This window comes from Pseudomonas sp. S150 (assembly GCF_004526365.1).
GTDB classification, from domain to species: domain Bacteria; phylum Pseudomonadota; class Gammaproteobacteria; order Pseudomonadales; family Pseudomonadaceae; genus Aquipseudomonas; species Aquipseudomonas putida_A.
In genome coordinates this window covers 3,964,530-3,988,040 of the sequence record NZ_CP038207.1, presented here as the reverse complement: position 1 = coordinate 3,988,040, position 23,511 = coordinate 3,964,530, and the positions used below count along the sequence as shown (strand labels likewise).

At 60.4% G+C, this 23,511-nt stretch carries 21 protein-coding genes and 2 riboswitches; of the genes, 15 read left to right on the top strand and 6 right to left on the bottom strand.

Annotation, left to right across the window (positions count from 1 at the left end; translation table 11 throughout):
- Complete coding sequence (locus E3Z29_RS29460; protein WP_167734061.1) at window positions 1–252, bottom strand: hypothetical protein; 252 nt, start codon at window positions 250–252, stop codon at window positions 1–3.
- On the opposite strand from E3Z29_RS29460, the gene E3Z29_RS18260 reads away from it, so the two are divergent.
- The 3 genes from E3Z29_RS18260 to nfuA all read left to right on the top strand — a co-directional run bounded on the left by E3Z29_RS18260 (window position 152) and on the right by nfuA (window position 4,298).
- Entirely contained in the window at window positions 152–2,446 is a 2,295-nt protein-coding gene (locus E3Z29_RS18260; protein WP_134786527.1) for a fatty acid cis/trans isomerase, read from the top strand. The genes E3Z29_RS29460 and E3Z29_RS18260 overlap by 101 nt on opposite strands.
- 184 nt (window positions 2,447–2,630) lie before the next feature.
- Complete coding sequence (locus E3Z29_RS18255; RefSeq protein ID WP_134786526.1) at window positions 2,631–3,656, top strand: acyltransferase; 1,026 nt, start codon at window positions 2,631–2,633, stop codon at window positions 3,654–3,656.
- A gap of 57 nt (window positions 3,657–3,713) precedes the next feature.
- A complete protein-coding gene (gene nfuA / locus E3Z29_RS18250) occupies window positions 3,714–4,298 on the top strand; it encodes a Fe-S biogenesis protein NfuA (protein ID WP_003225494.1) in 585 nt (194 codons plus the stop codon).
- A 201-nt stretch (window positions 4,299–4,499) separates the two neighbouring features.
- Here nfuA and cobM read toward each other — a convergent pair whose 3' ends face one another.
- The 4 genes from cobM to E3Z29_RS18230 all read right to left on the bottom strand — a co-directional run bounded on the left by cobM (window position 4,500) and on the right by E3Z29_RS18230 (window position 6,645).
- Window positions 4,500–5,246, bottom strand: coding sequence for a precorrin-4 C(11)-methyltransferase (gene cobM, locus E3Z29_RS18245; protein ID WP_134786525.1), 747 nt, complete (start codon window positions 5,244–5,246; stop codon window positions 4,500–4,502).
- Window positions 5,247–5,327: 81 nt separating this feature from the next.
- A complete protein-coding gene (locus E3Z29_RS18240; RefSeq protein ID WP_134786524.1) occupies window positions 5,328–5,741 on the bottom strand; it encodes a cobalamin biosynthesis protein in 414 nt (137 codons plus the stop codon).
- Window positions 5,738–6,436, bottom strand: coding sequence for a CbtA family protein (locus tag E3Z29_RS18235; protein WP_027613714.1), 699 nt, complete (start codon window positions 6,434–6,436; stop codon window positions 5,738–5,740). Before E3Z29_RS18235 ends, E3Z29_RS18240 begins: the two co-directional genes overlap by 4 nt.
- Before the next feature lie 11 nt (window positions 6,437–6,447).
- Window positions 6,448–6,645 carry a CbtB domain-containing protein gene (locus E3Z29_RS18230; protein ID WP_003225486.1) on the bottom strand — a complete coding sequence of 66 codons (198 nt, stop codon included), beginning with the start codon at window positions 6,643–6,645 and terminating at the stop codon, window positions 6,448–6,450.
- A gap of 122 nt (window positions 6,646–6,767) precedes the next feature.
- Window positions 6,768–6,989: riboswitch (cobalamin riboswitch) on the bottom strand.
- 942 nt (window positions 6,990–7,931) lie between these two features.
- A riboswitch (cobalamin riboswitch) is annotated at window positions 7,932–8,145 on the top strand.
- 97 nt (window positions 8,146–8,242) lie between these two features.
- Here E3Z29_RS18230 and cobW point away from each other — a divergent pair.
- The 6 genes from cobW (at window position 8,243) to E3Z29_RS18195 (ending at window position 18,778) form a co-directional block, all read left to right on the top strand.
- Entirely contained in the window at window positions 8,243–9,313 is a 1,071-nt protein-coding gene (cobW, locus tag E3Z29_RS18225; protein ID WP_134786523.1) for a cobalamin biosynthesis protein CobW, read from the top strand.
- Window positions 9,314–9,316: 3 nt separating this feature from the next.
- Window positions 9,317–13,165, top strand: a complete 3,849-nt coding sequence (gene cobN, locus E3Z29_RS18220; protein ID WP_134786522.1) for a cobaltochelatase subunit CobN — start codon at window positions 9,317–9,319, stop codon at window positions 13,163–13,165.
- A gap of 143 nt (window positions 13,166–13,308) precedes the next feature.
- Entirely contained in the window at window positions 13,309–14,307 is a 999-nt protein-coding gene (locus E3Z29_RS18210; protein WP_134786521.1) for an ATP-binding protein, read from the top strand.
- Window positions 14,235–14,966 (top strand): VWA domain-containing protein, encoded by a 732-nt coding sequence (locus E3Z29_RS18205; protein ID WP_372241193.1) that lies wholly within the window; start codon window positions 14,235–14,237, stop codon window positions 14,964–14,966. The genes E3Z29_RS18210 and E3Z29_RS18205 overlap by 73 nt, the downstream gene beginning before the upstream one ends.
- 190 nt (window positions 14,967–15,156) lie before the next feature.
- Window positions 15,157–16,803 (top strand): phospholipase D-like domain-containing protein, encoded by a 1,647-nt coding sequence (locus E3Z29_RS18200; RefSeq protein WP_134786519.1) that lies wholly within the window; start codon window positions 15,157–15,159, stop codon window positions 16,801–16,803.
- A 415-nt stretch (window positions 16,804–17,218) separates the two neighbouring features.
- The gene (locus E3Z29_RS18195) at window positions 17,219–18,778 is read left to right on the top strand and encodes a TerC family protein (protein WP_134786518.1); all 1,560 of its coding nucleotides are present in this window, start codon (window positions 17,219–17,221) and stop codon (window positions 18,776–18,778) included.
- 166 nt (window positions 18,779–18,944) lie between these two features.
- On the opposite strand, the gene E3Z29_RS18190 is transcribed toward E3Z29_RS18195, so the two are convergent.
- The gene (locus E3Z29_RS18190) at window positions 18,945–19,373 is read right to left on the bottom strand and encodes a thioredoxin domain-containing protein (protein WP_134786517.1); all 429 of its coding nucleotides are present in this window, start codon (window positions 19,371–19,373) and stop codon (window positions 18,945–18,947) included.
- 276 nt (window positions 19,374–19,649) lie between these two features.
- Between E3Z29_RS18190 and E3Z29_RS18185 the strand changes: the two genes are divergently transcribed.
- From E3Z29_RS18185 to E3Z29_RS18160, 6 genes are all read left to right on the top strand, one after another.
- Window positions 19,650–19,898, top strand: a complete 249-nt coding sequence (locus E3Z29_RS18185; RefSeq protein WP_003225462.1) for a type II toxin-antitoxin system Phd/YefM family antitoxin — start codon at window positions 19,650–19,652, stop codon at window positions 19,896–19,898.
- The gene (locus E3Z29_RS18180; protein ID WP_098964185.1) at window positions 19,888–20,169 is read left to right on the top strand and encodes a type II toxin-antitoxin system RelE/ParE family toxin; all 282 of its coding nucleotides are present in this window, start codon (window positions 19,888–19,890) and stop codon (window positions 20,167–20,169) included. The genes E3Z29_RS18185 and E3Z29_RS18180 overlap by 11 nt, the downstream gene beginning before the upstream one ends.
- 286 nt (window positions 20,170–20,455) lie before the next feature.
- Complete coding sequence (locus E3Z29_RS18175) at window positions 20,456–21,304, top strand: transporter substrate-binding domain-containing protein (protein ID WP_098964184.1); 849 nt, start codon at window positions 20,456–20,458, stop codon at window positions 21,302–21,304.
- Between the two features lie 51 nt (window positions 21,305–21,355).
- The gene (locus tag E3Z29_RS18170) at window positions 21,356–22,018 is read left to right on the top strand and encodes an amino acid ABC transporter permease (protein WP_134786516.1); all 663 of its coding nucleotides are present in this window, start codon (window positions 21,356–21,358) and stop codon (window positions 22,016–22,018) included.
- A gap of 9 nt (window positions 22,019–22,027) precedes the next feature.
- Window positions 22,028–22,690 (top strand): amino acid ABC transporter permease, encoded by a 663-nt coding sequence (locus E3Z29_RS18165; RefSeq protein WP_134786515.1) that lies wholly within the window; start codon window positions 22,028–22,030, stop codon window positions 22,688–22,690.
- Complete coding sequence (locus tag E3Z29_RS18160) at window positions 22,687–23,484, top strand: amino acid ABC transporter ATP-binding protein (RefSeq protein WP_097087296.1); 798 nt, start codon at window positions 22,687–22,689, stop codon at window positions 23,482–23,484. Before E3Z29_RS18165 ends, E3Z29_RS18160 begins: the two co-directional genes overlap by 4 nt.
- The last annotated feature ends 27 nt before the right edge of the window (window positions 23,485–23,511 follow it).

The window sequence follows — 23,511 nt, the reverse complement described above, 5'->3', positions numbered from 1 at the left end:
CTACTCGAAAAGACCATGACGAAGGGCCGGGATCATAACAAACCTGTGCGCTTTTGGAGCACGTGCTGCTTTTTCATGAATATCGTTCATGTTGGTACGAGCGTCATACTGTAGAATCGCGGGCGTTTTTTTCACCATCGGGATCATGGGCATGTCGTACCGCGTCATCAGCATTTTCTTGCTGTTTTTAAGCTGGGGCGCCATTGCGCAGGAACCCGCGATCTCACCTTCTATTTCATATACGCGTGACATCCAGCCAATCTTCACCGAGAAGTGTGTGGCCTGCCACGCCTGCTATGACTCGGCGTGCCAGCTCAATCTGGGCAGCGGTGAAGGCGCAGGGCGGGGCGCGAGCAAGATGCCGGTCTACGACGGTGAGCGCACGCAAGCGGCGCCGACCACGCGGCTGTTCTACGACGCCTTCGGCAAACGTGCCTGGCAGCAGAAAGGCTTCTATTCGGTACTCGATGCCCAGGGCAGCCAGGCGGCGTTGATGGCGCGGATGCTGGAGCTGGGCCACAAAACCCCGCTGACCCCGAATGCCAAGCTGCCGGAAGACATCGTCCTCGGCCTGCAACGGGAAAACATGTGCGCGATGCCCGCCGAGTTTGACGGCTATGCCGGCGCCCACCCGAAAGAAGGCATGCCGTTGGCGGTGACCGGGCTGACCGATCAGCAATACCAGACCCTGCAACGCTGGCTGGCGTCCGGTGCGCCGATCGACGAGCAGGGGCTGGCGCCGAGCGCCAAGGAAGCGCTGCAAATCGTCCAGTGGGAAAACCTGCTCAATGCGCCGGGGGCGCGGCAGAGTCTGGTCGGGCGCTGGCTGTTCGAACACTGGTACCTTGCGCATATCTATTTCAAGGACGGTGAGCCGGGGCACTACTTCCAGTGGGTGCGTTCGCGCACGCCGACAGGGCAGCCGATCGACCTGATCGCTACCCGCCGCCCGAATGACGATCCGGGCACTCAGGTGTATTACCGCTTGTGGCCGGTGCAAGGGGTGATCGTGCACAAAACTCACATCACCTATCCGCTGAGTGCGGCGAAGTTGGCGCGGGTCAAGAGTCTGTTCTACAGCGGCAACTGGCAGGTCAACGCGCTGCCGGGCTACGGCCCGCAGAGCCGGGCCAACCCGTTCGCCACTTTCGAGGCGATTCCGGCGCAGGCGCGTTATCAGTTCATGCTCGATAACGCTGAATACTTCGTCCGCACCTTCATTCGCGGGCCGGTGTGCCGTGGGCAGATTGCGACGGATGTGATCCGCGATAACTTCTGGGCGCTGTTCCAGGCTCCGGAACATGATCTTTACATCACCGACCCCAACTATCGCGGCCAGGCCACGCCGTTGCTGGCAATGCCTGGGCAGAACGATGACGTCGGCAGTGTGCTGAGCCTGTGGCACAACTACCGCAACAAGCGCAACGAATACGAAGCCCTGCGCCGCGACAGCTACGCCGACCAACCGCCGCCGAGCTGGTCGACCCTGTGGGCCGGCAACGACAACGCGCTGCTGAGCATTTTCCGCCACTTCGACAGTGCGTCTGTGACCAAAGGCCTGATCGGTGAAGTGCCACAGACCATGTGGCTGTTCGACTATCCACTGCTGGAGCGCACCTATTATCAGTTGGCGGTCAACTTCGATGTGTTCGGCAACGTCTCCCATCAGGCGCAGACGCGTCTGTATTTCGACCTGATCCGCAACGGCGCCGAGCAGAACTTCCTGCGCCTGATGCCGGCCGATTCCCGCGAGGACTACCTCGACGATTGGTATCAGAGCAGCGGCCAGTTCAAGATGTGGCTCGACTATGAGGCGATCGACGACGACAAACCGACCGCGCTGAAACTCGATCCGAAGGACCCGAAATACGATTTCGCCATGCAGTTGCTGGCGCGTTACGGCGACCTCAATGCGCGGCCGGATCCGATCAACCGCTGTGACGGCGCCTACTGCTCGCGGCCGAATATCGACCCGGCGCTACAGAACGCCGAGCAGGCACTCAGTCGCCTGACCTCGCGTCCGGCCGCCGGTTTGAAGGTGATCGACCAATTGCCGGAAGCAACCATGCTGCGCATCGAAACTCGCAGCGGCAAACGCGAGATGTACAGCCTGCTGCGCAACCGCGCGCACAGTAACGTGGCGTTTCTGTTGGGCGAGTCGCTGCGCTATCAACCGGGGCTGGACACCTTGACCATCTACCCGGGCGTACTGAGCAGCTATCCGAATTTCATCTTCAACATTCCAGCCGAACAAGTGCCGGAGTTTGTCGATGCCATGGAGAATGCCAAGGATGCCGAGCGTTTCGAGAAAATCGTCGAACGCTGGGGGATTCGCCGCAGTCATCCGCAATTCTGGTTCTATTTCCACGACCTGAGCCAATACATCCACGAAACCGATCCGGTGGAAGAGGGCGTGCTGGACATGAACCGCTACCAGAATCTTTGATCATTTAATACAGGTCTGCTGTCCCAATTCTTAGCAACACCGCACATTCCCTGTAGGAGTGAGCCTGCTCGCGATGGCGTCAGTCCATTCAGAATGGTTGTTGCCTGACATGCCGTCATCGCGAGCAGGCTCACTCCTACAAGGGGTCGGCGGTGGTTTTGAGAGTTGTGGACAGGAGCCGATCATGTTGATTTCAGTGCAGGCCCTGCGAGCGCTTGCCGCGTGGACGGTGGTCTGTCACCACTTCATGCAGATTTTCTTCGACTTCAAGGCGCGCGGCCCGGTCGGGCAATTCTTCATCGACAAGGGCGCAGTCGGCGTCGATGTTTTCTTCGTCATCAGTGGTCTGGTGATTTTCCTCTCCACCGAAAGCAAAGCGCTGCCTCCGGCGCGCTTCCTGCTGTACCGACTTTTTCGCATCGTCCCGGCGTACTGGCTGTACACGCTGTTGATGGCGTTGCTGGTGCTGTTCGCCCGGCCAATGTTACCGGATCAGACGGTGGACTGGGCGCATTTCCTCGCGTCGCTGTTATTCATTCCTGCGCAAAACCCCGGCGGCTACGGGATTTATCCGACGCTGAATGTCGGCTGGACGCTCAACTACGAAATGCTCTTCTATGTGTTGTTTGCATGCGCGCTGGTGTTCCGCTGGCAGGTGCGCTTGCTGGTGGTCGCCGCGTTGCTGTTTTCGGTGTGTCAGGCGTTCGGCTGGCTCAACGAGTTTTACCGTTCCGACATCGTCTACGAGTTTCTGCTGGGGATCGGCATTGGCGTGCTCTATCGCCGGGGCTGGATTGGCGCCGGCCTGTGGCTGCCGCTGTTGGCGATGGGCGCTGCGATGATGGCGATCTATCACCTGGCACCGGCGCCAAGGTTATTGAACTGGGGCGTGCCGAGCGCGGTGCTGGTGATGGCTTGCATGGCGCTGGAGCGCTACGTCGAGCGCAATCGGGTGATGAAATGGCTCGGTGACTGTTCCTATTCGGTGTATCTGATGCACGTGTTGGTGTTGTCGGTTGGTGGTTTTATCGCGCGACGCTACGGAATCAACCCGTATCTGATGTTCGTCATCTGTGCTCTAGCCATTGGCGTGGGGTCATGGCTGAGCTACGAATGGGTGGAAAAACGCAGCTATCAGTGGCTTAAAGCGCGGATCGAGGGCGAACCGATGCGCGCACCTGTCGAGAATCTTTCCCGACAAAAATACTAGGACTTTGTCCGGCGCAATGATTGGCGTAAACTGCGCCCAAGCCTGCGAGGAGTTTCCATGACCGCTATTACCATTACCGACGCCGCCCACGATTACCTGGCCGATCTGCTCTCCAAGCAGAACACTCCAGGCATCGGCATCCGCGTCTTCATCACCCAGCCTGGCACCCAGTACGCCGAAACCTGCATTGCCTACTGCAAGCCGGGCGAAGAAAAACCTGAAGATACCGCGCTGGGGCTGAAAAGCTTCACCGCCTATATCGATTCGTTCAGCGAAGCGTTCCTTGACGACGCCGTCGTCGATTACGCCACCGACCGCATGGGCGGCCAACTGACCATCAAGGCGCCAAACGCCAAAGTCCCGATGGTCAATGCCGACAGCCCGGTCAACGAGCGCATCAACTACTACCTGCAAACCGAAATCAACCCGGGACTGGCCAGCCACGGCGGTCAGGTCAGCCTGATCGATGTGGTCGAGGACGGCATTGCCGTGCTGCAGTTCGGTGGCGGCTGCCAGGGCTGCGGCCAGGCCGACGTGACCCTGAAGGAAGGCATCGAACGCACCTTGCTCGAGCGTATTCCAGAGCTCAAAGGTGTGCGCGACGTGACCGACCACACGCAGAAAGAAAACGCCTACTACTGAGTAAGGTGTTCACTGCGAGCACGAAAAACGGCGCCCCGTGAGCGCCGTTTTTTTATGCACTTGATTAATGAGTGCCTGTTTATTGTGTGGCGAGGGGATTTATCCCCGATGGGTTGCGAAGCAGCCCCAGAAAAGGAACTGCTGCGCAGTTCATCGGGGATAAATCCCCTCGCCACAGGTTGGCACCCAATCCCATATGATTCAGGGTCTGTAGAGGTGTGCATGCCCCGCACGATACAGCGACGATTCGCTAAACACCTCACTCCCCAACACCCGTCCAACCAGAATCAACGCCGTGCGCCGAAACCCCTTGGCCGCAACCTTCTCGGCAATATCTTCCAGCGTCCCCACCACCCAGTCCTGATCCGGCCACGTCGCCCGGTGAATCACCGCAATCGGGCAATCCGCGCCGTAATGCGGCAGCAGTTCGGCAATGATTTTCTGCAGATGATTGACCCCCAGATGAATCGCCATGGTCGCGCCATGCTGCGCCAGACTGCTCAACTCCTCACCCGCCGGCATTGCGGTCTTGTCCGCGTAGCGGGTCAGAATCACGCTCTGCGACACGTCCGGCAGTGTCAGTTCCGCGCCTAGCAAGGCTGCACACGCTGCGGTCGCGGTGACGCCGGGAATGATCTCGAACGGAATATTCAGCTCGCGCAGATAACGAATTTGCTCGCCAATCGCGCCATACAGACTCGGATCACCCGAGTGCACCCGCGCCACGTCCTGGCCCTTGGCGTGGGCGGATTTGATCAGTTCAATGATCTGCTCCAGATGCAATTCGGCGCTGTTGACCACCGTGTCGGCCTGATGCCCCTCCAGCACCGCAGCCGGTACCAGCGAGCCTGCGTAGATGATCACCGGGCAACTGCGGATCAGCCGCTGACCTTTGACAGTGATCAATTCCGGGTCGCCGGGGCCGGCGCCGATGAAGTAGACGGTCATGAAGAAATCCTGTGAAAAACGGGGCAGGGCAACGCTTCAGATGAAGATTGCTCATGATCAAACGGGGGGATTATCGGGAATTTACGCAGCGCCGGCCAATGCCAAGGTCGCCTGAGCGTATTTTTGCCGGGAAATCAGCAGTTTTGCCGGTGCCTGAATCAACTGCTCGGCAAGGGCCAGAGCGGCACTTTCCGCCACGCCGTAGCAACCGGTGCGCTCATAGGCGATCTGCGAATGGTGGCTCAGGCGTTGCTGATAATTGGCCAGTTCATTGCTGCTGAAATACAACAGCGGCAGCGCCAGTTGACTGGCCAGTTCCTGCAGGCCGGGTTCATCGCGTTTAAGATCGATGCTGGCCAAGGCCTTGACCGCTTCAAGTTCTATACGATGCGCCTGCAACGCCTGATCGAGTAACGCGCGCAGCGTGCTGACCGGGCAGCCGCGCTGGCAGCCCAGGCCGACCACAAAGGTCGGCGCTGCGCGGTCATCGGTCATGCGTGGTATTGACCATCGCTTTTGCGGCGGAACAACCAGGCGCTGATCAGGCCCAGGGCCAGCCAGAACGCCACGTTGGTCAACTGCGAAGCGATTTTGAACTGGGCTTCCAGCGCCTCCGGGGCGAGCATCGAATGCACTTCCGGTTGTGGCGCGCCGATCACGTGCGGCACGGCGAGGATCGCCACGCCCAGCAGCTTCATCAGCCAGTGGCGGCTGAACACAATCAACGCCAGGCCAACAGCGGTGGAAGCGGCGGTGCCGATCCACCAGGTTTGCCGCGACGCCAGATCGGCTGCAGCGGTGCCCGGCAGTTCAGGCGGCAGGCCCAGGGTCGGCGCGAGGACGAAGGTCGCGTAACCGGCCAGGCCCCAGAGCAGGCCTTGCGAGGTTTTGGTCGGTGCACGCAGGGTGTACAGGCCAGCGAGCATCAGGGCGAAACCGACCGCCACCACCAGGTTGCCGCCGGTGGTCGAGACCACGCGTTGCCAGCCGTCTTCCGGCTCCCAGGCTTCGGCGTCATGGGTGTGTGCGGCCGTGCCGGCGGCGTGTTCGTGAACGGCCACCGGTTCGGACTTCTCGAAGGTTTCGGCCTGCAGAATCAGTGGCGAGACCCAGAAGCTTTGCAGCAACGTCAGCAGCAGGGCGGCCAGCAGGCCGGTGAAGCCTGCGGTTTGCGCGATACGCTTGATCATGTCTGCAGGTCTCAGTGGCACGGGAACGCGGCGCTGTGGCGGGTATCGTGAGCGGCGTTGTGCACCGCTTCGATGTGCGAGAAACCGGCGAAGTACACAAGGCTGGCACCCAGAATCGACGCGAAGATCGCGGCGGTCAGGCGTTGGCTCAAGGTGGCGGTGCTGGAGATTTTGTCGGTGTTGCTGCCGGTGCTGCTGATGATCGACATGGCGCTTCCCTCTGGAGTGTCAGCGGGTGATATAGAGCGCATGAAAACCCCTGCGAGTCGGGCACGCAGAGGTTCGAACAGCGCCCGCCCACCGCGGGTTTGTTATGTTCAGCGACGCACAATGCGCACTGTGTGTTGCGGGCCGGTCTCCGGGCTCACGAGGGGTTGGCGTCTGACCGACCTGCAAGCGTCACCTTCCCATGCCGTATGGCACAGTGGATCTGACGCTTCGCTCGCTTACCGTTGCGGGGGCAGCACCGGACTGACATGGCTTTGAGTAAAGCACATGATTCACCGGTTTCCCGTTTCACCCTGTGAAGGGCACCCGTAACAAGTTGTGTAGGAGAGCATGGGGTGGGGGATTTAGTCAATTTTGGGGGTGGATCCGTTGCTGCGGGTGTTGCTGATTACGGTTCCGCCCTTACGGCGGGTCACTTTTGGCAAACGCCCCAAAAGTAACCAAAAGGTCTATGCCCTGACGTTCGGCCCTCGCCTAGGCTCGGGTTCCTTCGCTGCGGGATTCATCCGGGGGGCAGCGCCTACGGTTTGCTTCGCTGCACCTCCTCTCGCTGTGTTTGGCTGCGCCAAACGGTCGCTGCGCTCCCACCCCCGGATAAATCCCTCCACTCAGCCTGCCGACGGGCCCGCAGATCAAAAGCGGTACTCGAGCTAACGCTCATTGTGTTGAGTGGGGCGGCTTCGCCGCAGGGGCAGCACGCAATCTGAACTGTAGGAGCTAGCCTGCTGGCGATGGCGGCCTACGAGCCGACCAAATCCCAAACTGAATACACCCAATCCCCTGTAGGAACTGCCGAAGGCTGTGATCTTTTGATCTGCTTTGGCTTTGGCTCTGGCTCTTGAAGTGGCTTTTGATCTTCAGCCCCTTCGGCAGGCCGAGCGAAGGTGTCCATCAGGGGGTAGGCGCGCAGCGCCATGCGGCGAAGCCGCATCCATCGAGAGGAGGTGCAGCGAAGCAAACCGGAGGCGATGCCCCCTGATGGGCACCGTAGCGAGGGAACACTGAGCCTCAGCGAAGTGCCGTACGCCGGGGCAAAGCCTTTTGGGTTACCTTTTCGGCGTTTGGAAAAGGTGACTCGCTGTAAGAGCGAAACCGCCAGAGGCAAGACCCGAAGGAACGGATATGCCCCCAAACCCCAAACCTCAAACCCGGCGTTTGGAAAAAGTGACCGCTGTAAGAGCGAAACCATAGGAGGCCGTTACCGCAGCAACGGATATGCCCCCAATCCAAAAAAAAACCAAAGCATTGACCCATCCTCAAGCCATGCGTAGCCTTGCGCTTTCGAGGTTCTTCGGCCCACGCCGAAGCTAAGAAGGGAACGCGGTCAAAGCCGCGGCTGCCCCCGCAACTGTGAACGGTGAAGTTCGTTGCCACGCCACTGCCAGCTCAATCCACTGAGCCCGCGGGAAGGCGCAGCGAACGCCGGGCCCAAGGCCTGAACACCGTCAGCCAGGAGACCTGCCTCGTCACAGATTTCTCACTACAACCGGGCGGGGTGATCCGGTGGCGAATTCTTCCGCGCGCACGTTCGCAGCGGATCTCGTCCCGTATGCCCGCCACCTTGCCAAAGGGCATCCGATGAAAACACTGGCCAAACTCCCCGTCACCATCGTCACCGGTTTCCTCGGCTCGGGCAAAACCACCTTGCTGCGACACATGCTCGACAACGCTCAGGGCCGTCGCATCGCCGTGATCGTCAACGAATTCGGCGAACTGGGCATCGACGGTGAGATCCTCAAGCAATGCACCATCGGCTGCACCGAAGAAGAAGCCACTGGCCGCGTCTACGAACTGGCCAACGGTTGCCTGTGCTGCACGGTGCAGGAAGAGTTCTTCCCGGTGATGCGTGAACTGGTCGCCCGTCGCGGTGACCTCGATCACATCCTGATCGAGACGTCCGGTCTGGCCCTGCCAAAACCGCTGGTACAAGCCTTCCAGTGGCCGGAAATCCGCAGCGCCTGCACCGTGGATGCGGTGATCACCGTGGTCGACAGCCCGGCCGTGGCCGCTGGCACCTTCGCCGCGTTCCCCGATCAGGTCGATGCCCAGCGCAAACTCGACCCGAACCTGGATCACGAATCGCCACTTCATGAGCTGTTCGCCGACCAACTGGCCAGCGCCGATCTGGTGATCCTCAACAAGGCCGACCAGACCAGCGCCGAAGATCTGGCTCGCGTTCGCGCCGAAGTCGCTGAAGAACTGCCGCCAGCGGTGAAAATCATCGAAGCCAGCAACGGTCGCCTGCCGCTGGACGTGCTGATCGGCCTCGGTGCCGGATCCGAAGAACATATCGACAGCCGCCACAGCCATCACGATCACCACCACGACGGTGATGACGACCACGATGACCACGATCACGACGCCTTCGATTCGATCTCGATCGAACTGCCGCAGGCCGACGAAAGCCTGTTGCTCGACGCGCTGACGCAACTGGTTGTGCAGCACGGCATCCTGCGCGTGAAGGGCTTCGCGGCGATTCCGAGCAAGCCGATGCGCCTGTTGATTCAGGGCGTGGGCACGCGTTTCGACAAGCACTTCGACCGCCAGTGGCGTGCTGACGAAGCGCGCGTCACCCGTCTGGTGCTGATCGGTCAGGAACTCGACGCTGCGCAACTCGAAGCGCAACTGCGCGCCGCGCTCAGCGTTTAAGCCATGCACCTGCTCAGGACCCAGCCCGGCGGTTTCGTGTCGGATGACAACATTGCCGACCTTGGACAAACCCTCGCCGAGCTGGTGATCCTGTGCAGCGGCGACTCCAGCCTGGCGTTGCTCGCCGAAGCGGCGCAGCAATTGCCCGAGGATTACCCGAGCCTGCGCCTGGCCAATCCGATGCAGGTGCAGAATCATGCTTCGGTCGATTTGTATGTCGATGAAGTGCTGCGGCACGCCAAGGTCATTCTGATTTCGCTGCACGGCGGCATCGCTTATTGGCGTTATGGCGTCGAGCGTCTGGTGGAGTTGTCCGAGCGCGGGGTGCAGGTGATTCTGGTACCGGGGGATGATCGTCCCGACCCGGAACTCAGCGACCTGAGCACGGTGCCCGCCGAAGATCGCGACCGCCTCTGGCAGTTCCTGCGTCAGGGCGGCATGGGCAATGCGCTGGACTTCTTCCATTGCCTGGCCAACCGCTGGCTGGCGCGGGATTACGCCTGGGGCGAGCCGCAAGCGCTGCCGCGTACGGCGATTTACCACCCACAGAAAAACACCGCCGCACTGAGCGACTGGCAAGCCGATTGGCAGCCGGGTCGCCCGGTGACGGCGGTGTTGTTTTATCGCTCGCATTTGCAAGCGGCGAACACTGCGTTCATCGACGTGTTCTGCCAACGCTTGCAGGCGGCGGGGCTCAATCCGTTGCCGATCGCCGTCGCCAGCCTGAAAGAACCCGGCTGTCTGAGCGTGGTCGAGGACTGGCTGGACGAGGTCGAGGCGGCGGTGATTCTCAACACCACCGGTTTCGCGCAGTCCAGTCCAGAAGCCCCGCATCTGCGCCCGTTCCGGCGCAATATTCCGGTGATTCAGGCGATCTGCGCTCAGGACAACGAGCCCGGTTGGCGCGACAGCGAGCAGGGTCTCGGGCCACGGGATCTGGCGATGCACATCGCCTTGCCGGAACTCGACGGGCGCATCATCAGCCGGCCGATCAGCTTCAAGGATCTGGCCTGGCGCAGCGAGCGCAGCCAGTCCGACGTGGTCTGCTACCGGGCGCAACCCGAACGCATGGATTTCGTCGCTGAACTGGCGCGGCGCTGGAGCGATCTGGCGCGGCTGCCGAACACGGAAAAACGCATCGCGCTGATCCTCGCCAACTACCCGACCCGCGACGGCCGGATCGGCAATGGCGTCGGTCTGGACACGCCGGCGGCGGCATTGAATATCCTGCGCGCGTTGCAGGCGGAAGGCTTCCCGTTGACGGCGGAGTTGCCGGACAGCGGCACCGAGCTGATCCAGCAATTGCTCGGCGGCGTCAGCAACGACCTCGACAGCATCGACCTGCGTCCGTGCCAGCAAAGCCTGGCGATGGATGCCTATCTGGCGATGTTCAATGCGCTGCCGGAAGCCAATCGCGCGGCGGTGCTGGAACGCTGGGGCGCGCCGCAAAACGATCCGATGTGCCGCGACGGGCGGATGATGATCGCCGGGCTGCGTTTTGGCCTGACCTTCGTCGGCATTCAACCGGCGCGCGGTTATCAGGTCGATCCGAGTGCGGTGTACCACGACCCGGATCTGGTGCCGCCGCACGGCTATCTGGCGTTCTATTTCTGGCTGCGTAACACCTACGGTGCGCACGCAGTGATTCACGTCGGCAAGCACGGAAACCTCGAATGGTTGCCGGGCAAGGGCGTCGGCCTTTCGGAAAATTGCTGGCCCGACGCATTGCTCGGGCCGCTACCGAACATCTATCCGTTTATCGTCAACGATCCGGGCGAGGGTGCCCAGGCCAAACGGCGCACGCAAGCGGTGATCATCGACCACCTGATGCCGCCGCTGACCCGTGCCGAAACCTACGGCCCGCTGCGCAATCTGGAACTGTTGGCCGACGAATATTACGAGGCGCAACTGCTCGATCCGCGTCGCGCCCGCGAGCTGCAGCGCGACATTCTGCAACTGGTGCGCGAAACGCAGATCGACCGCGAACTGCAACTCGACGCCGGTCTGGACAGCGACGCCGATGCAGCGATCTGGCTGCCGCGTCTGGACACTTATTTGTGTGACCTGAAGGAGTCGCAGATTCGCGATGGCCTGCACATTTTCGGCGAGTCGCCGACCGGACGTTTGCGCATCGATACGTTGCTGGCTTTGCTGCGCATTCCGCGTGGCGACGGCAAGGGTGCGCAGTCGAGTCTGCTGCGGGCGTTGGCCAAGGCGTTTGAGTTGGGCTTTGATCCGCTGGATTGTGTGCTTGCCGACCCGTGGAACGGCCCGCGCCCGCCGGAGCTGCAAAGCGTCAGCGACGAAATCTGGCGCAGCGCCGGTGACACCCGCGAACGCCTTGAGCTATTCGCCACCCAACTGATCTCCGAAACAGTGCACGCCCTTTGTAGGAGTGAGCCTGCTCGCGATAGCGGTGTGTCATTCAACACTGAATTGCCTGACCTGACGCCATCGCGAGCAGGCTCACTCCTACAGGAACCGAGGGGGGCTGAAGTGAGGGCAATCATTGATAGCCTGCGCGAAGTCGTCGCCCCACGCCTCGACGCCTGCGGCCCCGCCGAAATGCGCGGTCTGCTTGACGCCCTCAACGGTCGCTTCGTCCCCGCCGGGCCAAGCGGCGCGCCCAGTCGTGGCCGTCTCGACGTATTGCCCACCGGGCGCAACTTTTACTCGGTGGACGTGCGTAACCTGCCGACCACCACCGCGTGGCGCATTGGTTTCCAGTCCGCCACGTTGATCCTTGAGCGCCACTTGCAGGATCACGGTGATCACCTACGCCAGCTCGGGCTGTCGGTGTGGGGCACGGCGACGATGCGCACCGGCGGTGACGACATCGCCCAGGCCATGGCGTTGATGGGCGTGCGTCCTGTTTGGGCCACCGGCAGTCAGCGCGTTGATGACTTCGAAATTCTGCCGCTGAGCCTGCTCGACCGGCCACGAGTCGATGTCACGCTGCGGGTCTCGGGCTTCTTCCGCGATGCCTTTGCCAACCTGATTCGTCTGTTCGACGCCGCCGTGCAAGCGGTGGCGGCGCTGGACGAACCGGATGACCTCAACCCGCTGGCGGCGAAGGTGCGTGCCGAGCGCGAGGCGCTGTTGCAATCGGGGCTGGATGCCGACGCGGCGCGGCGCCAGGCCGGCTGGCGGATTTTCGGCGCCAAACCCGGAGCCTATGGCGCGGGCGTACAGGGCGCCATCGACGGTCGCCTGTGGCAGACCCGCGAGGATCTGGCCGAGGTCTACCTGAACTGGGGCGCCTACGCTTACGGCGGTGCTGACGAAGGCACCGCCGCTCGTGAACAGTTCGTCCAGCGTCTGAGTCAGGTGCAAGCGGTGCTACAGAACCAGGACAATCGCGAGCACGACTTGCTCGATTCCAACGACTATTACCAGTTTCAGGGCGGCATGCTCGCGGCGGTGGAAACCCTGCGCGGCGAAGCGGCGGCGAGTTATCACGGCGATCACAGCCAGCCGGATCTGCCGAGAATCCGTACCCTGAAAGAAGAACTAAACCGAGTGATACGCTCGCGGGCGGCCAATCCGAAATGGATCGACGGGGTCAAGCGTCATGGCTATAAAGGTGCCTTCGAACTGGCGGCGACAGTCGATAACCTGTTCGCTTTCGACGCCACCACACAACTGATCGATGATCATCAGTACGCGTTGCTGGCGGACGCCTATTTGCTCGACCCGACGACCCGCGATTTTGTTCGTGAACACAATCCGCATGCCCTGCGGGACATGACCGAGCGCATGCTCGAAGCGCAGCAGCGCGGGATGTGGCAGGAACCCGGCGTGTATAAAGAAGCACTGGAAAACCTGCTGCTGGATATAGAAGAAGACACCTGACATACCACAACATTTTGTAGGAGTGAGCCTGCTCGCGATAGCGGTGTATCAGCCAACCTATTTGTCGCTGACCCACCGCTATCGCGAGCAGGCTCACTCCTACATTGAAATGAATTCACACCGACCATGACCGAGTACCGAAGATGACCGACACCCCGCATTTCCCGCTCTCCGCCGTGGTCGGCGCCGATGACCTGAAACTCGCGCTGTGCCTGACCGCCATCGACCCGAAAATCGGTGGCGTGCTGATCGAAGGCCCGCGCGGCATGGCCAAATCGACCCTGGCCCGTGGCTTGGCCGATCTGCTCGCCAGCGGTCAATTCGTCACGCTGCCATTGGGTGCCACCGAAGAACGTCTGGTCGGCACCCTCGATCTCGACGCGGCGCTGAGCGCGGGTCGTGCGCAGTTTTCTCCCGGGGTTTTGGCCAAGGCTGACGGCGGTGTGCTCTACGTCGATGAAGTGAATTTGCTGCCGGATCATCTGGTGGATCTGCTGCTCGATGTGGCAGCCAGTGGCACCAACCTGATCGAGCGCGACGGTATTTCCCATCGGCATTCGGCGCGATTTGTATTGATCGGCACGATGAACCCGGAAGAGGGCGAATTGCGGCCACAGCTGCTTGACCGTTTCGGCCTGAACGTCGCCCTCAGCGGCCACACCGCGCCAACCGAACGCGGGCAGATCATCCGCCGCCGCCTGGATTTTGACAGCGATCCACAGGCGTTCTGCGCGCAGTGGGAAGCACAGCAGCAAGCGCTGCGCGAACGCTGTGAACAGGCGCGCATCGCCTTGGCGAGCATTGCGCTGGACGACGACGCGTTGGCGAACATCACCGAGCGTTGTTTTGCGGCGGGTGTCGATGGCTTGCGTGCCGATCTGGTCTGGCTGCGGGCGGCCCGTGCGCACGCAGCATGGCGCGGCGCTGCAGCGATTGCCGAGCAGGACATCGACGCCGTGGCGGAATTTGCCCTGCGGCATCGCCGTCGCGAATCCTCTTCTTCCAGCCCTCAGCCACCCGCGCAGAACCCGGCCAGTAGCCAGGCCGAACCGAGCGAAGGGCAGGGCCAGTGGGGCGATATGCCCGCCCCGGCACTGGCCACTGGCGCTCGTCGCGAAGTGCCGAGCTGGCCAAAAAAGTAACCGGCATTCGTCCCCGATCCGCCGCGGGGGCGAATGCCAGACCTCACGCCGGACGCCTTGATCATGGACGCCAAGGCCAGCGCCACGCCGCGCGCAGCGGCCTGGTGAACTGGCCGGGCACGCTGCTCAACGGCCGTCCGCAAACCCGTGAGGACTTGCAGTTCCAGTTGCGCACTCGTTCTCCCCATGAGTTGTGGCTGGTGATCGTCGATGCGTCGGCTTCGACGCGTCGGCATCAGGCGCTGAGCGATGCTAAGGGCCTGCTCGCGCAATTGTTCGATGATGCTTATCGGCAGCGTGCGCGGCTGGCCTTGCTGACCGCCAGCGGCAGCGCGCCGAAATGGCAGGTGCAAGGTCTGAAAGCATCGAGTGGCTTGCGCACCTGGCTGGAGGCGTTGGGGGCGGGCGGCGGCACGCCGTTGGTGGCGGCATTGACGCAGGCACAGCAATGGCTGGTGCAGCGACAAAAGCGCTTCCCGGCCGAGCAGCAGCGCTTGCTGGTGGTCACGGATGGGCGTTTGAAAGCCTTACCGTCGATGCCGCCGCTGGAGTGTCCGGGATTGTTGATCGACATTGAGCGTGGGCCGATCCGCCTGACTCGGGCGCGGGAATTAGCGGCGGCGCTGAGTGCGGAATATCGGCATATCGATGATGTGTGATGCCTGTGCGGGCCTCTTCGCGAGCAAGCCCGCTCCCACACTGTGAGCGGTGTTCACAGATTACGAGTGCGACAAAAATCCTTGTAGGAGCCAGCCTGCTGGCGATGGCATCCACTCAATTCCAAGTGAACATGGCAATCAGGGAGCGACCCTCTATGCTCCACACCAGCCCAATCACAAGGATTGAATCATGCGGGTACTGGTCGCCAATCCTCAGGACGATTTTCGCGTCAAAGCCTACGCCGGCACCAACGGCGTATTACTCGCCATGGACCTCGCCGAGCCCCGACGCAAAGGCCTGCTTGGGTTTGCCATTGAGAAGCAGCAGGGCGACAAACCGTGGTTGTTCCTGTTCAACAGCCTGACATTTCCCGGCAAGACGCACACCTTCCCGCAGTATCACGCCACGCCCAGCGATAAAGCGCCGCTACAGAAATTCCGCTGGGCCGATTACGCGGTCAATCCGGGCACGACCATGCACTATCGCGTGCATTTGGCCTACGGCACGGCGGACGCGCCGCTATTGGGCGAATCACTGGAGCTAAGCATCACCAGTGACGACGGCCACCCAGCCAATCAAAGTGTGATCTTCAACCGTGCTGTGGCCGCCAGTCAGGCCTTCCAGCGCAAGTTTCCCGACCTTGACGCGCAGATCAGCGCCAACAAGAACCTGCCCATCGAAGCTTGGCCCGACGCGGCGCGACTGTGGCTGGAGAACGGGCTGTTGGAGCGTTTGCTGGGCTTTATCGGACGTGCGGTGGACGCGCAGTGGGGGCTGGACATCGCGATCTACGAGTATCAATTGCAGGCGATCATCGACGCTGTAAATGCGGCATTTGCCCGTGGGGTTCAGGTGCGCGTTCTGTATCACGCGCAACCTGATGATCCCGATACGACCCTGAACGAAACGAACCTTGCCAAATTGCCGGCGGCGAACAAACGCGGCCGGGTCACCCATAACATCTTTCACGACAAATTCATTGTTCTCAGCCGTGTCGATGGCGCGGGTCAGCGGCAACCGCAGGCGGTGCTGTGCGGCAGCACCAATTTCACCGCCAACGGTGTTTATCGCCAGGCTAACGTGGTGCATACGCTCGACGACGTGATGGTTGCCGCGCGGTATTTGCAAGTGTTCGAAGAAGTCTGGGCCAACCCGGCCGACGTCGCTGCGACGCGCAGCTGGATCACCGAGCACAACCCGATGGACCCAACACAGGCGCTGTTCGCCGGGTTCTCGCCACGCAGCGGTGGTGGCGATTTGCGTGAGTTCGTCGAGATCATCGAGGCGGCGAAAAAGGACGTGTTGTTCGTCACCGCTTTCAGCCTGCCGGACGCGATTCTCAACGCGCTGCTCGGCAAACCGCATGACGACATCCTGCGTTACGGCCTGCAAAATACCGCGAGCAGCATCACCGGGTTTCATGCCGACCGCACCGCCGAATTCGCTGCCACAGCTTTGCTCAACACCGGGCTGGAAGGCTGGCTGAAAGAAAACATGAAAGGCCAGAAGGGCAACCTGCTGGTGCACACCAAAGCCGTGATCACCGACTTCACCACCGATGCGCCGACCATCATCAGCGGCAGTCACAACCTCAGTACGTCAGCCAGTAACGGCAATGACGAGAACTTCCTGATCATTCGTGGCGACACCGATCTGGCTGATCGCTATGGCCTGGAGTTGCTGCGGTTTTATGAGCATTACCGCTTTCGCTATTTCGCGAAAAAACTCGAGCTCAAGCAGGTGAGTCCGCTGGCGGTGGATGACAGCTGGACCAACGATTATTACGTAGAGGGGGATTTGCGGCAGTTGTCGCGGTTGCGTTTTGCCGGGCGATGATGTGGCGTGTTTGGTGACCCCTTCGCGAGCAAGCCCGCTCCCACATTGGCTCCTCTTTGAACTCAGAACTTGCGTCCGACGAACAACCCCTGTGGGAGCGGGCTTGCTCGCGAAAGGGCCAACAGGAAAAACACATTTCTTGTGCTCTTACAGATTTTGAAATGATTTGCCGCTGTAGAAAATGTGCCTTGAGCCTGTACGCTCCAAGGCCATTTTTCATTCAGGATTTGCATGAACACCCTCTTGGAGCCTCCCAGTCGTACCTTCTCCTCGCGCCCAGGCGCGGTCTTGACGCACTCGCAGCATCCGGTTTTTCGACTCCCGACTATCGTTGACAACGCGGCTTCAGAGCCTTCGCGTTGCACTTTGCCGTGCCCGGCAGCCTGAATTCACTGAAGAGAGATCGAGACATTTTATGGAATGGTTAGCGGATCCCACGGCCTGGTTAGGCTTGTTGACTCTGATCGTGCTGGAACTGGTGCTGGGTATCGACAACCTGGTGTTCATCGCGATCCTGGCGGACAAACTGCCGCCGCATCAGCGCGACCGTGCGCGAATCATCGGCCTGTCGCTGGCGTTGATCATGCGCCTGGGCCTGTTGGCGAGTATTTCCTGGCTGGTCACTCTTACGCAGCCATTGTTCGAGGTATTCGACAAGAGCTTCTCCGGCCGTGACCTGATCATGCTGTTCGGTGGTGTGTTCCTGTTGTTCAAGGCCACCATGGAGCTGCACGAACGACTCGAAGGCCACGTCGGCCAGCGCTCGACCAACGCCGCTTACGCGCTGTTCTGGCCGATCGTGGCGCAGATCGTGGTGCTCGATGCGGTGTTCTCGCTGGACGCGGTAATCACCGCCGTCGGCATGGTTGATGAACTGGCGGTGATGATGATCGCGGTGATCATTTCCATCGGTCTGATGATCGTCGCCAGCAAGCCGCTGACCCGCTTCGTCAATGCGCACCCGACGGTGATCATGCTGTGTCTGGGCTTCCTGATGATGATCGGTTTCGCCCTGACGGCCGAAGGCCTGGGTTTCCACATCCCGAAAGGTTATCTGTATGCGGCGATTGGTTTCTCGATCCTGATCGAGGTGTTCAACCAGATCGCCCGGGCCCGACGCAAGCGTTCGATGCAAGGCTTGCGCCCCATACGTGAGCGCACGGCCCACGCGGTAATGCGTCTGCTGGGCGGGCGCAAGCTGGAGGCGGAGGAGGTCGGCGAGGAAATTTCCGATCTGCTGGATGACGGCGAAGCCCCGAGTGCGGAGCTGTTCGACCGCCGCGAGCGAGTGATGATCAGTGGCGTGCTGCAACTGGCCGAGCGGCCGATTCGGAACCTGATGACCGTACGTGCCGATGTCGACACCATCGATCTGGCCGATGACGCCGAGACGATTCGCACAAAATTGATGCATTCGTCGTATTCACGTCTGCCGCTGATTTGCGACGGCGCAGTGGATGAACCGCTGGGCTTCGTGCACAAGAAGGAACTGCTCAAGGAATACCTGGCCGGTATCGAGCCGAATCTGGAGCACTTGGCGCGCAAGACCATCAACCTGCTCGACAGCTATTCGATCCTCAATGCGCTGGAGCAAATGCGCGCGGCGTCGACCCACATCGCCTTCGTGGTCAACGAGTTCGGTGACTTCGTCGGCGTATTGACCATGACCGACATCCTCGAGTCGATTGCCGGCGAACTGCCTGATGCCAGCGAAATCGAAGGTCCGGACGTGATCGAGGGGCAGGGCGGGTTCATCGTCAACGGCGCGTTGAACCTGACGCGTGTTCGCCAGCGCACCGGGTTTGGCGCCGAACCGACCGAGGACTATCAGACCCTGGCCGGACTGGTGATGAGCCTGCTGGATCGCTTGCCGATGATCGGCGATCGGCTGCAGTACGCAGGCTGGCAAATGACCGTCAAAGCCGTTGAGGAACGACGGGTGACGCAGGTGTTGCTGGTGCGCGATTCTGCGTAAGGCAGCAGCCTTGCGCTGACGGTGCCGGCCCCTTCGCGGGCAAGCCCGCTCCCACAGTGCACGCGTCGTACACGAAATGTGTGAACAACGTTGACCCCTGTGGGAGCGGGCTTACCCGCGAAAGCGATGTGTCAGACGCCGCAACGATTACGGGAAATGCACTGCCTCAAATCACCCGCCGATGCGCACGCGTGATTGTGCAGAGCCTGCTCAATGTGCGGCGCAACCACGGCAGGTCATGTCGTGGTTTCTGCTGCACCACCGGTGCCCTGGTCCTGCCAATATGCCGGGCAAAGTCCGCCGCCAGTGTTTCCTCTGTGCCGATGCCCTTGAGCTTCTTCAGCAACTTGCCGTTTTTGTAGAACAGCACGGTAGGCGTGCCGGTAACCAGCGGATGGCGCGGCGACTCTCGGGTGTTAAGCATGTAGATATTGGCGCGATGCCGGTACGGCTCGGCAATCTGACGAAAAATCGGCCCGGCCCATTCGCAGGCGGGGCAGTGTTCATTGGCGAAATACAGGATCACCGGTCGCCAGGTTTTCAGGGCTTTGCGGTAAACCGGGGCCAGATTGGAAATGGTATCGGCAGTGCTCATTGAGAACTCCTTTTCAACGACCTCGACGGTTCGATGACGTTAAAGAAGGGTGAAGAACAGGTCTACTGTCAGAAATTACAGGTGGCCTGTGGATTCGCGAGATTTTTCCCACTTTTATGAAGGACCGGCCCGACACGAAGCCCGGAAATGTGGAATGTCGGGACGTGATACCTTTTTTCACTCAATAAAAGAGAAGGCGGTAATAAGCGATAGGCGTCGAAGCCGTCTTGGAGTGCTATTTTAAGCACCATTAACAGCACTCCAGGGAGCACCATCATGACTCACGTAGTTCTTTCCAATATCGTTGCGAGTATTTCTGAATTGAAAAGAAACCCCATGGGTACCGTGGCCGCCGGTGGCGGCCAATCTGTTGCAATCCTCAATCGAAATGAGCCAGCGTTTTATTGTGTTCCCGCAAAGGAGTATGAGGCGATGATGAATCGCCTTGAGGATCTGGAACTGATCGCACTGTGCAAGGAGCGAGAAAACGATCCCACCATCAAGGTCTCTATAGATGACCTATGAGCTGGAGTTTTCCGAGAAAGCCTGGAGGGAATGGAGAAAGCTTGATTCAGCACTTCAGGATCAGTTCAAGAAAAAGCTCTCTACACGTCTGGTCAATCCTCACGTTCCTGCCGATCGACTCCGAGGGTTGGGAAACGCCTACAAAATCAAGCTTCGCAGTGCTGGATACAGGCTGGTCTATCGCGTAAAGAACGAGGTTTTGGTTGTTACCGTGATTGCGGTAGGGAGAAGAGAGCGGGGAGAGGTCTACGACAAAGCCGCTTGCCGATAGATATGGAGAGCTGGCCCCTTGAATCGCTAACCACATTGCACCGAAGTAGCCCTTCGTGCTCCATCTGGGAACCTGCTACTCGTTATTTGTAGCCTAAGGTAGCGCAGCCCATCAGTACCCGCACCTGACTCCATTTTTCGCATTTCCTGCATCCCGTTGATTCCAAAAACATTTAAGCCCTCTACAGATTCCCTGTGATTCCTGTGGCACACTTTCTGCTGTCTATTCCGTAGTAACAAACCGTGTTCCGGTATAGCGGAATAAACATCATCCTGGAGTGCTTGCCATGCATCGCCGTCCTTCGTTGTTCAAAGCGTGTGTTTTCGTTCTTGCGGCTTCGTCCGCTGTGATGGGCATGGCCCAGGCAGCCGATAGCAAGCTCGACAGTGTTCTGGCCCGGGGCAAGCTGATTGTCGGCACCGGCAGCACCAATGCGCCGTGGCACTTTCAGGGTGCGGACGGCAAGTTGCAGGGCTTTGATATCGACATCGCCAGGATGGTGGCCAAGGGGTTGTTCAATGACCCAAGCAAAGTCGAGTTCGTCGTGCAGTCGTCCGACGCGCGAATTCCCAATCTGCTGACCGACAAGGTCGACATGAGCTGCCAGTTCATCACCGTTACCGCCAGCCGTGCGCAACAAGTGGCGTTCACCCTGCCGTACTACCGCGAAGGTGTCGGCCTGCTGCTGCCGGCCAACAGCAAGTACAAGGAAATCGAAGACCTGCAGGCGGCCGGTGACAGCGTTACTGTGGCCGTGCTGCAAAACGTCTATGCCGAAGAATTGGTGCATCAGGCGCTGCCCAAGGCCAAGGTCGATCAGTACGACAGTGTCGATCTGATGTATCAGGCGGTGAATTCCGGTCGCGCCGATGCCGCTGCTACCGATCAGTCGTCGGTCAAGTACCTGATGGTGCAGAACCCTGGCCGCTACCGCAGCCCGACCTACGCGTGGAGCCCACAGACCTACGCCTGCGCAGTCAAGCGCGGCGATCAGGACTGGCTGAACTTCGTCAACACCACTCTGCATGAAGCCATGACCGGCGTTGAGTTCCCGACTTACGCGGCATCCTTCAAGCAATGGTTCGGTGTCGACCTGCCGTCGCCGGCGATCGGTTTCCCTGTCGAATTCAAATGATCCCGTGAGAGTGGGGCGCCTGCACGCGCCCCGCTCAAGGTACTGCTGACCATGAACTATCAGTTGAACTTTGCTGCCGTGTGGCGCGATTTCGACACCTTGCTGGCGGGGCTCGGTCTGGGTCTTGAACTGGCGCTGGTGTCGATCGCCATCGGCTGCGTGATCGGCCTGATGATGGCGTTTGCCTTGCTCTCGAAGCATCGCGCCTTGCGGGTGCTGGCCTCGGTGTACGTCACGGTGGTGCGTAACACGCCGATTCTGGTGTTGATTCTGTTGATCTACTTTGCCTTGCCGAGCCTGGGTATCCGGCTGGACAAGATTCCCTCGTTCATCATCACGCTGTCGCTGTATGCCGGTGCCTATCTGACCGAAGTGTTCCGTGGCGGCTTGCTGAGCATCCCCAAAGGCCAGCGCGAAGCGGGGCTGGCGATCGGACTCGGTGAGTGGCAGGTCAAGGCCTACGTCACCGTGCCGGTGATGCTGCGCAACGTGTTGCCGGCGCTGTCGAACAACTTTATCTCGCTGTTCAAGGACACCTCGCTGGCCGCCGCGATTGCGGTGCCGGAGCTGACCTATTACGCGCGCAAGATCAACGTCGAGAGCTACCGGGTGATCGAAACCTGGCTGGTGACCACGGCGTTGTATGTCGCGGCCTGTTACCTCATTGCCATGCTGCTGCGTTACCTCGAGCAGCGTCTGGCGATCCGCCGATAGGAGGCTGCGATGTACGAATCTCCCAGTTGGTTGCATGAATTGTGGTTGGCACGCGAGACGTTGCTGCAAGGCTTCCTGACCAGTGTGCAGGTGTCGGCGCTGGCGATTCTGTTCGGCACGCTGCTCGGGGTTGTCACCGGTCTGGTGCTGACTTACGGCAAGTTCTGGATGCGCGCGCCATTCCGCTTTTATGTCGACATTATTCGCGGCACGCCGGTGTTTGTATTGGTGCTGGCCTGCTTCTATATGGCGCCGGCGCTGGGCTGGCAGATCAGCGCGTTTCAGGCCGGTGCGCTGGGCCTGACGCTGTTTTGCGGTTCGCACGTTGCCGAGATTGTGCGCGGCGCCTTGCAGGCCTTGCCTCGCGGGCAGATGGAAGCGAGCAAGGCGATCGGCCTGACGTTTTATCAATCCCTCGGTTACGTGCTGTTGCCCCAGGCGTTGCGGCAGATCCTGCCGACCTGGGTCAACTCGTCCACCGAAATCGTCAAGGCCTCGACCCTGCTCTCGGTGATCGGCGTCGCCGAATTGTTGCTCAGCACCCAACAGATCATCGCCCGGACCTTCATGACTCTGGAGTTCTACCTGTTCGCCGGTTTTCTGTTCTTCGTCATCAACTACGGCATCGAATTACTCGGCCGGCATATTGAAAAGCGGGTGGCCCTGCCATGACTCAAGCTCAAGTTTCCAACGTTCAGAACGCTCAGCCGCTGCTGGACATCCGCGGCCTGCACAAGCAGTACGGCGCGGTCGAAGTGCTCAAGGGTGTCGACCTGAGCATGCAGCGCGGCAACGTCGTGACGCTGATCGGTTCCAGCGGTTCGGGCAAGACCACCTTGCTGCGCTGCGTGAACATGCTCGAAGAGTTTCAGGGCGGGCAGATCCTGCTCGACGGCGAGTCCATCGGCTATGACGAGGTCGGCGGTAAACGCGTGCGCCATGCGGAAAAGGTCATCGCCCGCCATCGCGCCATGACCGGCATGGCCTTCCAGCAATTCAACCTGTTCCCGCATCTGACCGCCTTGCAGAACGTCACCCTCGGTCTGCTCAAGGTCAAGAAAATGCACAAGGACCAAGCCGTGGTGCTGGCCGAAAAATGGCTGGAGCGGGTCGGCCTGCTGGAGCGGCGCAATCACTTTCCCGGGCAGTTGTCCGGCGGTCAGCAACAGCGTGTGGCGATTGCCCGGGCGATTGCGATGAACCCCAGCCTGATGCTGTTCGACGAAGTCACCTCGGCCCTCGATCCGGAGCTGGTCGGTGAAGTGTTGAACGTGATCAAGGGCCTGGCCGAAGACGGCATGACCATGTTGCTGGTGACCCACGAAATGCGTTTCGCCTTCGAGGTCTCGGACAAGATCGTTTTCATGAATCAGGGGCGGATCGAAGAGCAGGGGCCGCCCAAGGAACTGTTCGAACGCCCGCAATCGCCGCGTCTGGCCGAGTTTCTCAAGAGCACGCGGTTCTAATTTTTTGTTTTGTCATCAGGAGAAGTA

Bases quoted from the DNA above. Each gene is read 5' to 3' on its own strand.
- E3Z29_RS18240 (WP_134786524.1), bottom strand. From the start codon at position 5,741: ATGACCGATGACCGCGCAGCGCCGACCTTTGTGGTCGGCCTGGGCTGC.
- E3Z29_RS18255 (WP_134786526.1), top strand. From the start codon at position 2,631: ATGTTGATTTCAGTGCAGGCCCTGCGAGCGCTTGCCGCGTGGACGGTG.
- E3Z29_RS18180 (WP_098964185.1), top strand. From the start codon at position 19,888: ATGACCTATGAGCTGGAGTTTTCCGAGAAAGCCTGGAGGGAATGGAGA.
- E3Z29_RS18175 (WP_098964184.1), top strand. From the start codon at position 20,456: ATGCATCGCCGTCCTTCGTTGTTCAAAGCGTGTGTTTTCGTTCTTGCG.
- E3Z29_RS18210 (WP_134786521.1), top strand. From the start codon at position 13,309: ATGACCGACACCCCGCATTTCCCGCTCTCCGCCGTGGTCGGCGCCGAT.
- cobM (WP_134786525.1), bottom strand. From the start codon at position 5,246: ATGACCGTCTACTTCATCGGCGCCGGCCCCGGCGACCCGGAATTGATC.
- E3Z29_RS18260 (WP_134786527.1), top strand. From the start codon at position 152: ATGTCGTACCGCGTCATCAGCATTTTCTTGCTGTTTTTAAGCTGGGGC.
- E3Z29_RS18160 (WP_097087296.1), top strand. From the start codon at position 22,687: ATGACTCAAGCTCAAGTTTCCAACGTTCAGAACGCTCAGCCGCTGCTG.
- E3Z29_RS18230 (WP_003225486.1), bottom strand. From the start codon at position 6,645: ATGTCGATCATCAGCAGCACCGGCAGCAACACCGACAAAATCTCCAGC.
- cobW (WP_134786523.1), top strand. From the start codon at position 8,243: ATGAAAACACTGGCCAAACTCCCCGTCACCATCGTCACCGGTTTCCTC.
- cobN (WP_134786522.1), top strand. From the start codon at position 9,317: ATGCACCTGCTCAGGACCCAGCCCGGCGGTTTCGTGTCGGATGACAAC.
- E3Z29_RS18185 (WP_003225462.1), top strand. From the start codon at position 19,650: ATGACTCACGTAGTTCTTTCCAATATCGTTGCGAGTATTTCTGAATTG.
- E3Z29_RS18170 (WP_134786516.1), top strand. From the start codon at position 21,356: ATGAACTATCAGTTGAACTTTGCTGCCGTGTGGCGCGATTTCGACACC.
- E3Z29_RS18235 (WP_027613714.1), bottom strand. From the start codon at position 6,436: ATGATCAAGCGTATCGCGCAAACCGCAGGCTTCACCGGCCTGCTGGCC.
- E3Z29_RS29460 (WP_167734061.1), bottom strand. From the start codon at position 252: ATGTCACGCGTATATGAAATAGAAGGTGAGATCGCGGGTTCCTGCGCA.
- E3Z29_RS18165 (WP_134786515.1), top strand. From the start codon at position 22,028: ATGTACGAATCTCCCAGTTGGTTGCATGAATTGTGGTTGGCACGCGAG.
- nfuA (WP_003225494.1), top strand. From the start codon at position 3,714: ATGACCGCTATTACCATTACCGACGCCGCCCACGATTACCTGGCCGAT.
- E3Z29_RS18190 (WP_134786517.1), bottom strand. From the start codon at position 19,373: ATGAGCACTGCCGATACCATTTCCAATCTGGCCCCGGTTTACCGCAAA.
- E3Z29_RS18200 (WP_134786519.1), top strand. From the start codon at position 15,157: ATGCGGGTACTGGTCGCCAATCCTCAGGACGATTTTCGCGTCAAAGCC.
- E3Z29_RS18195 (WP_134786518.1), top strand. From the start codon at position 17,219: ATGGAATGGTTAGCGGATCCCACGGCCTGGTTAGGCTTGTTGACTCTG.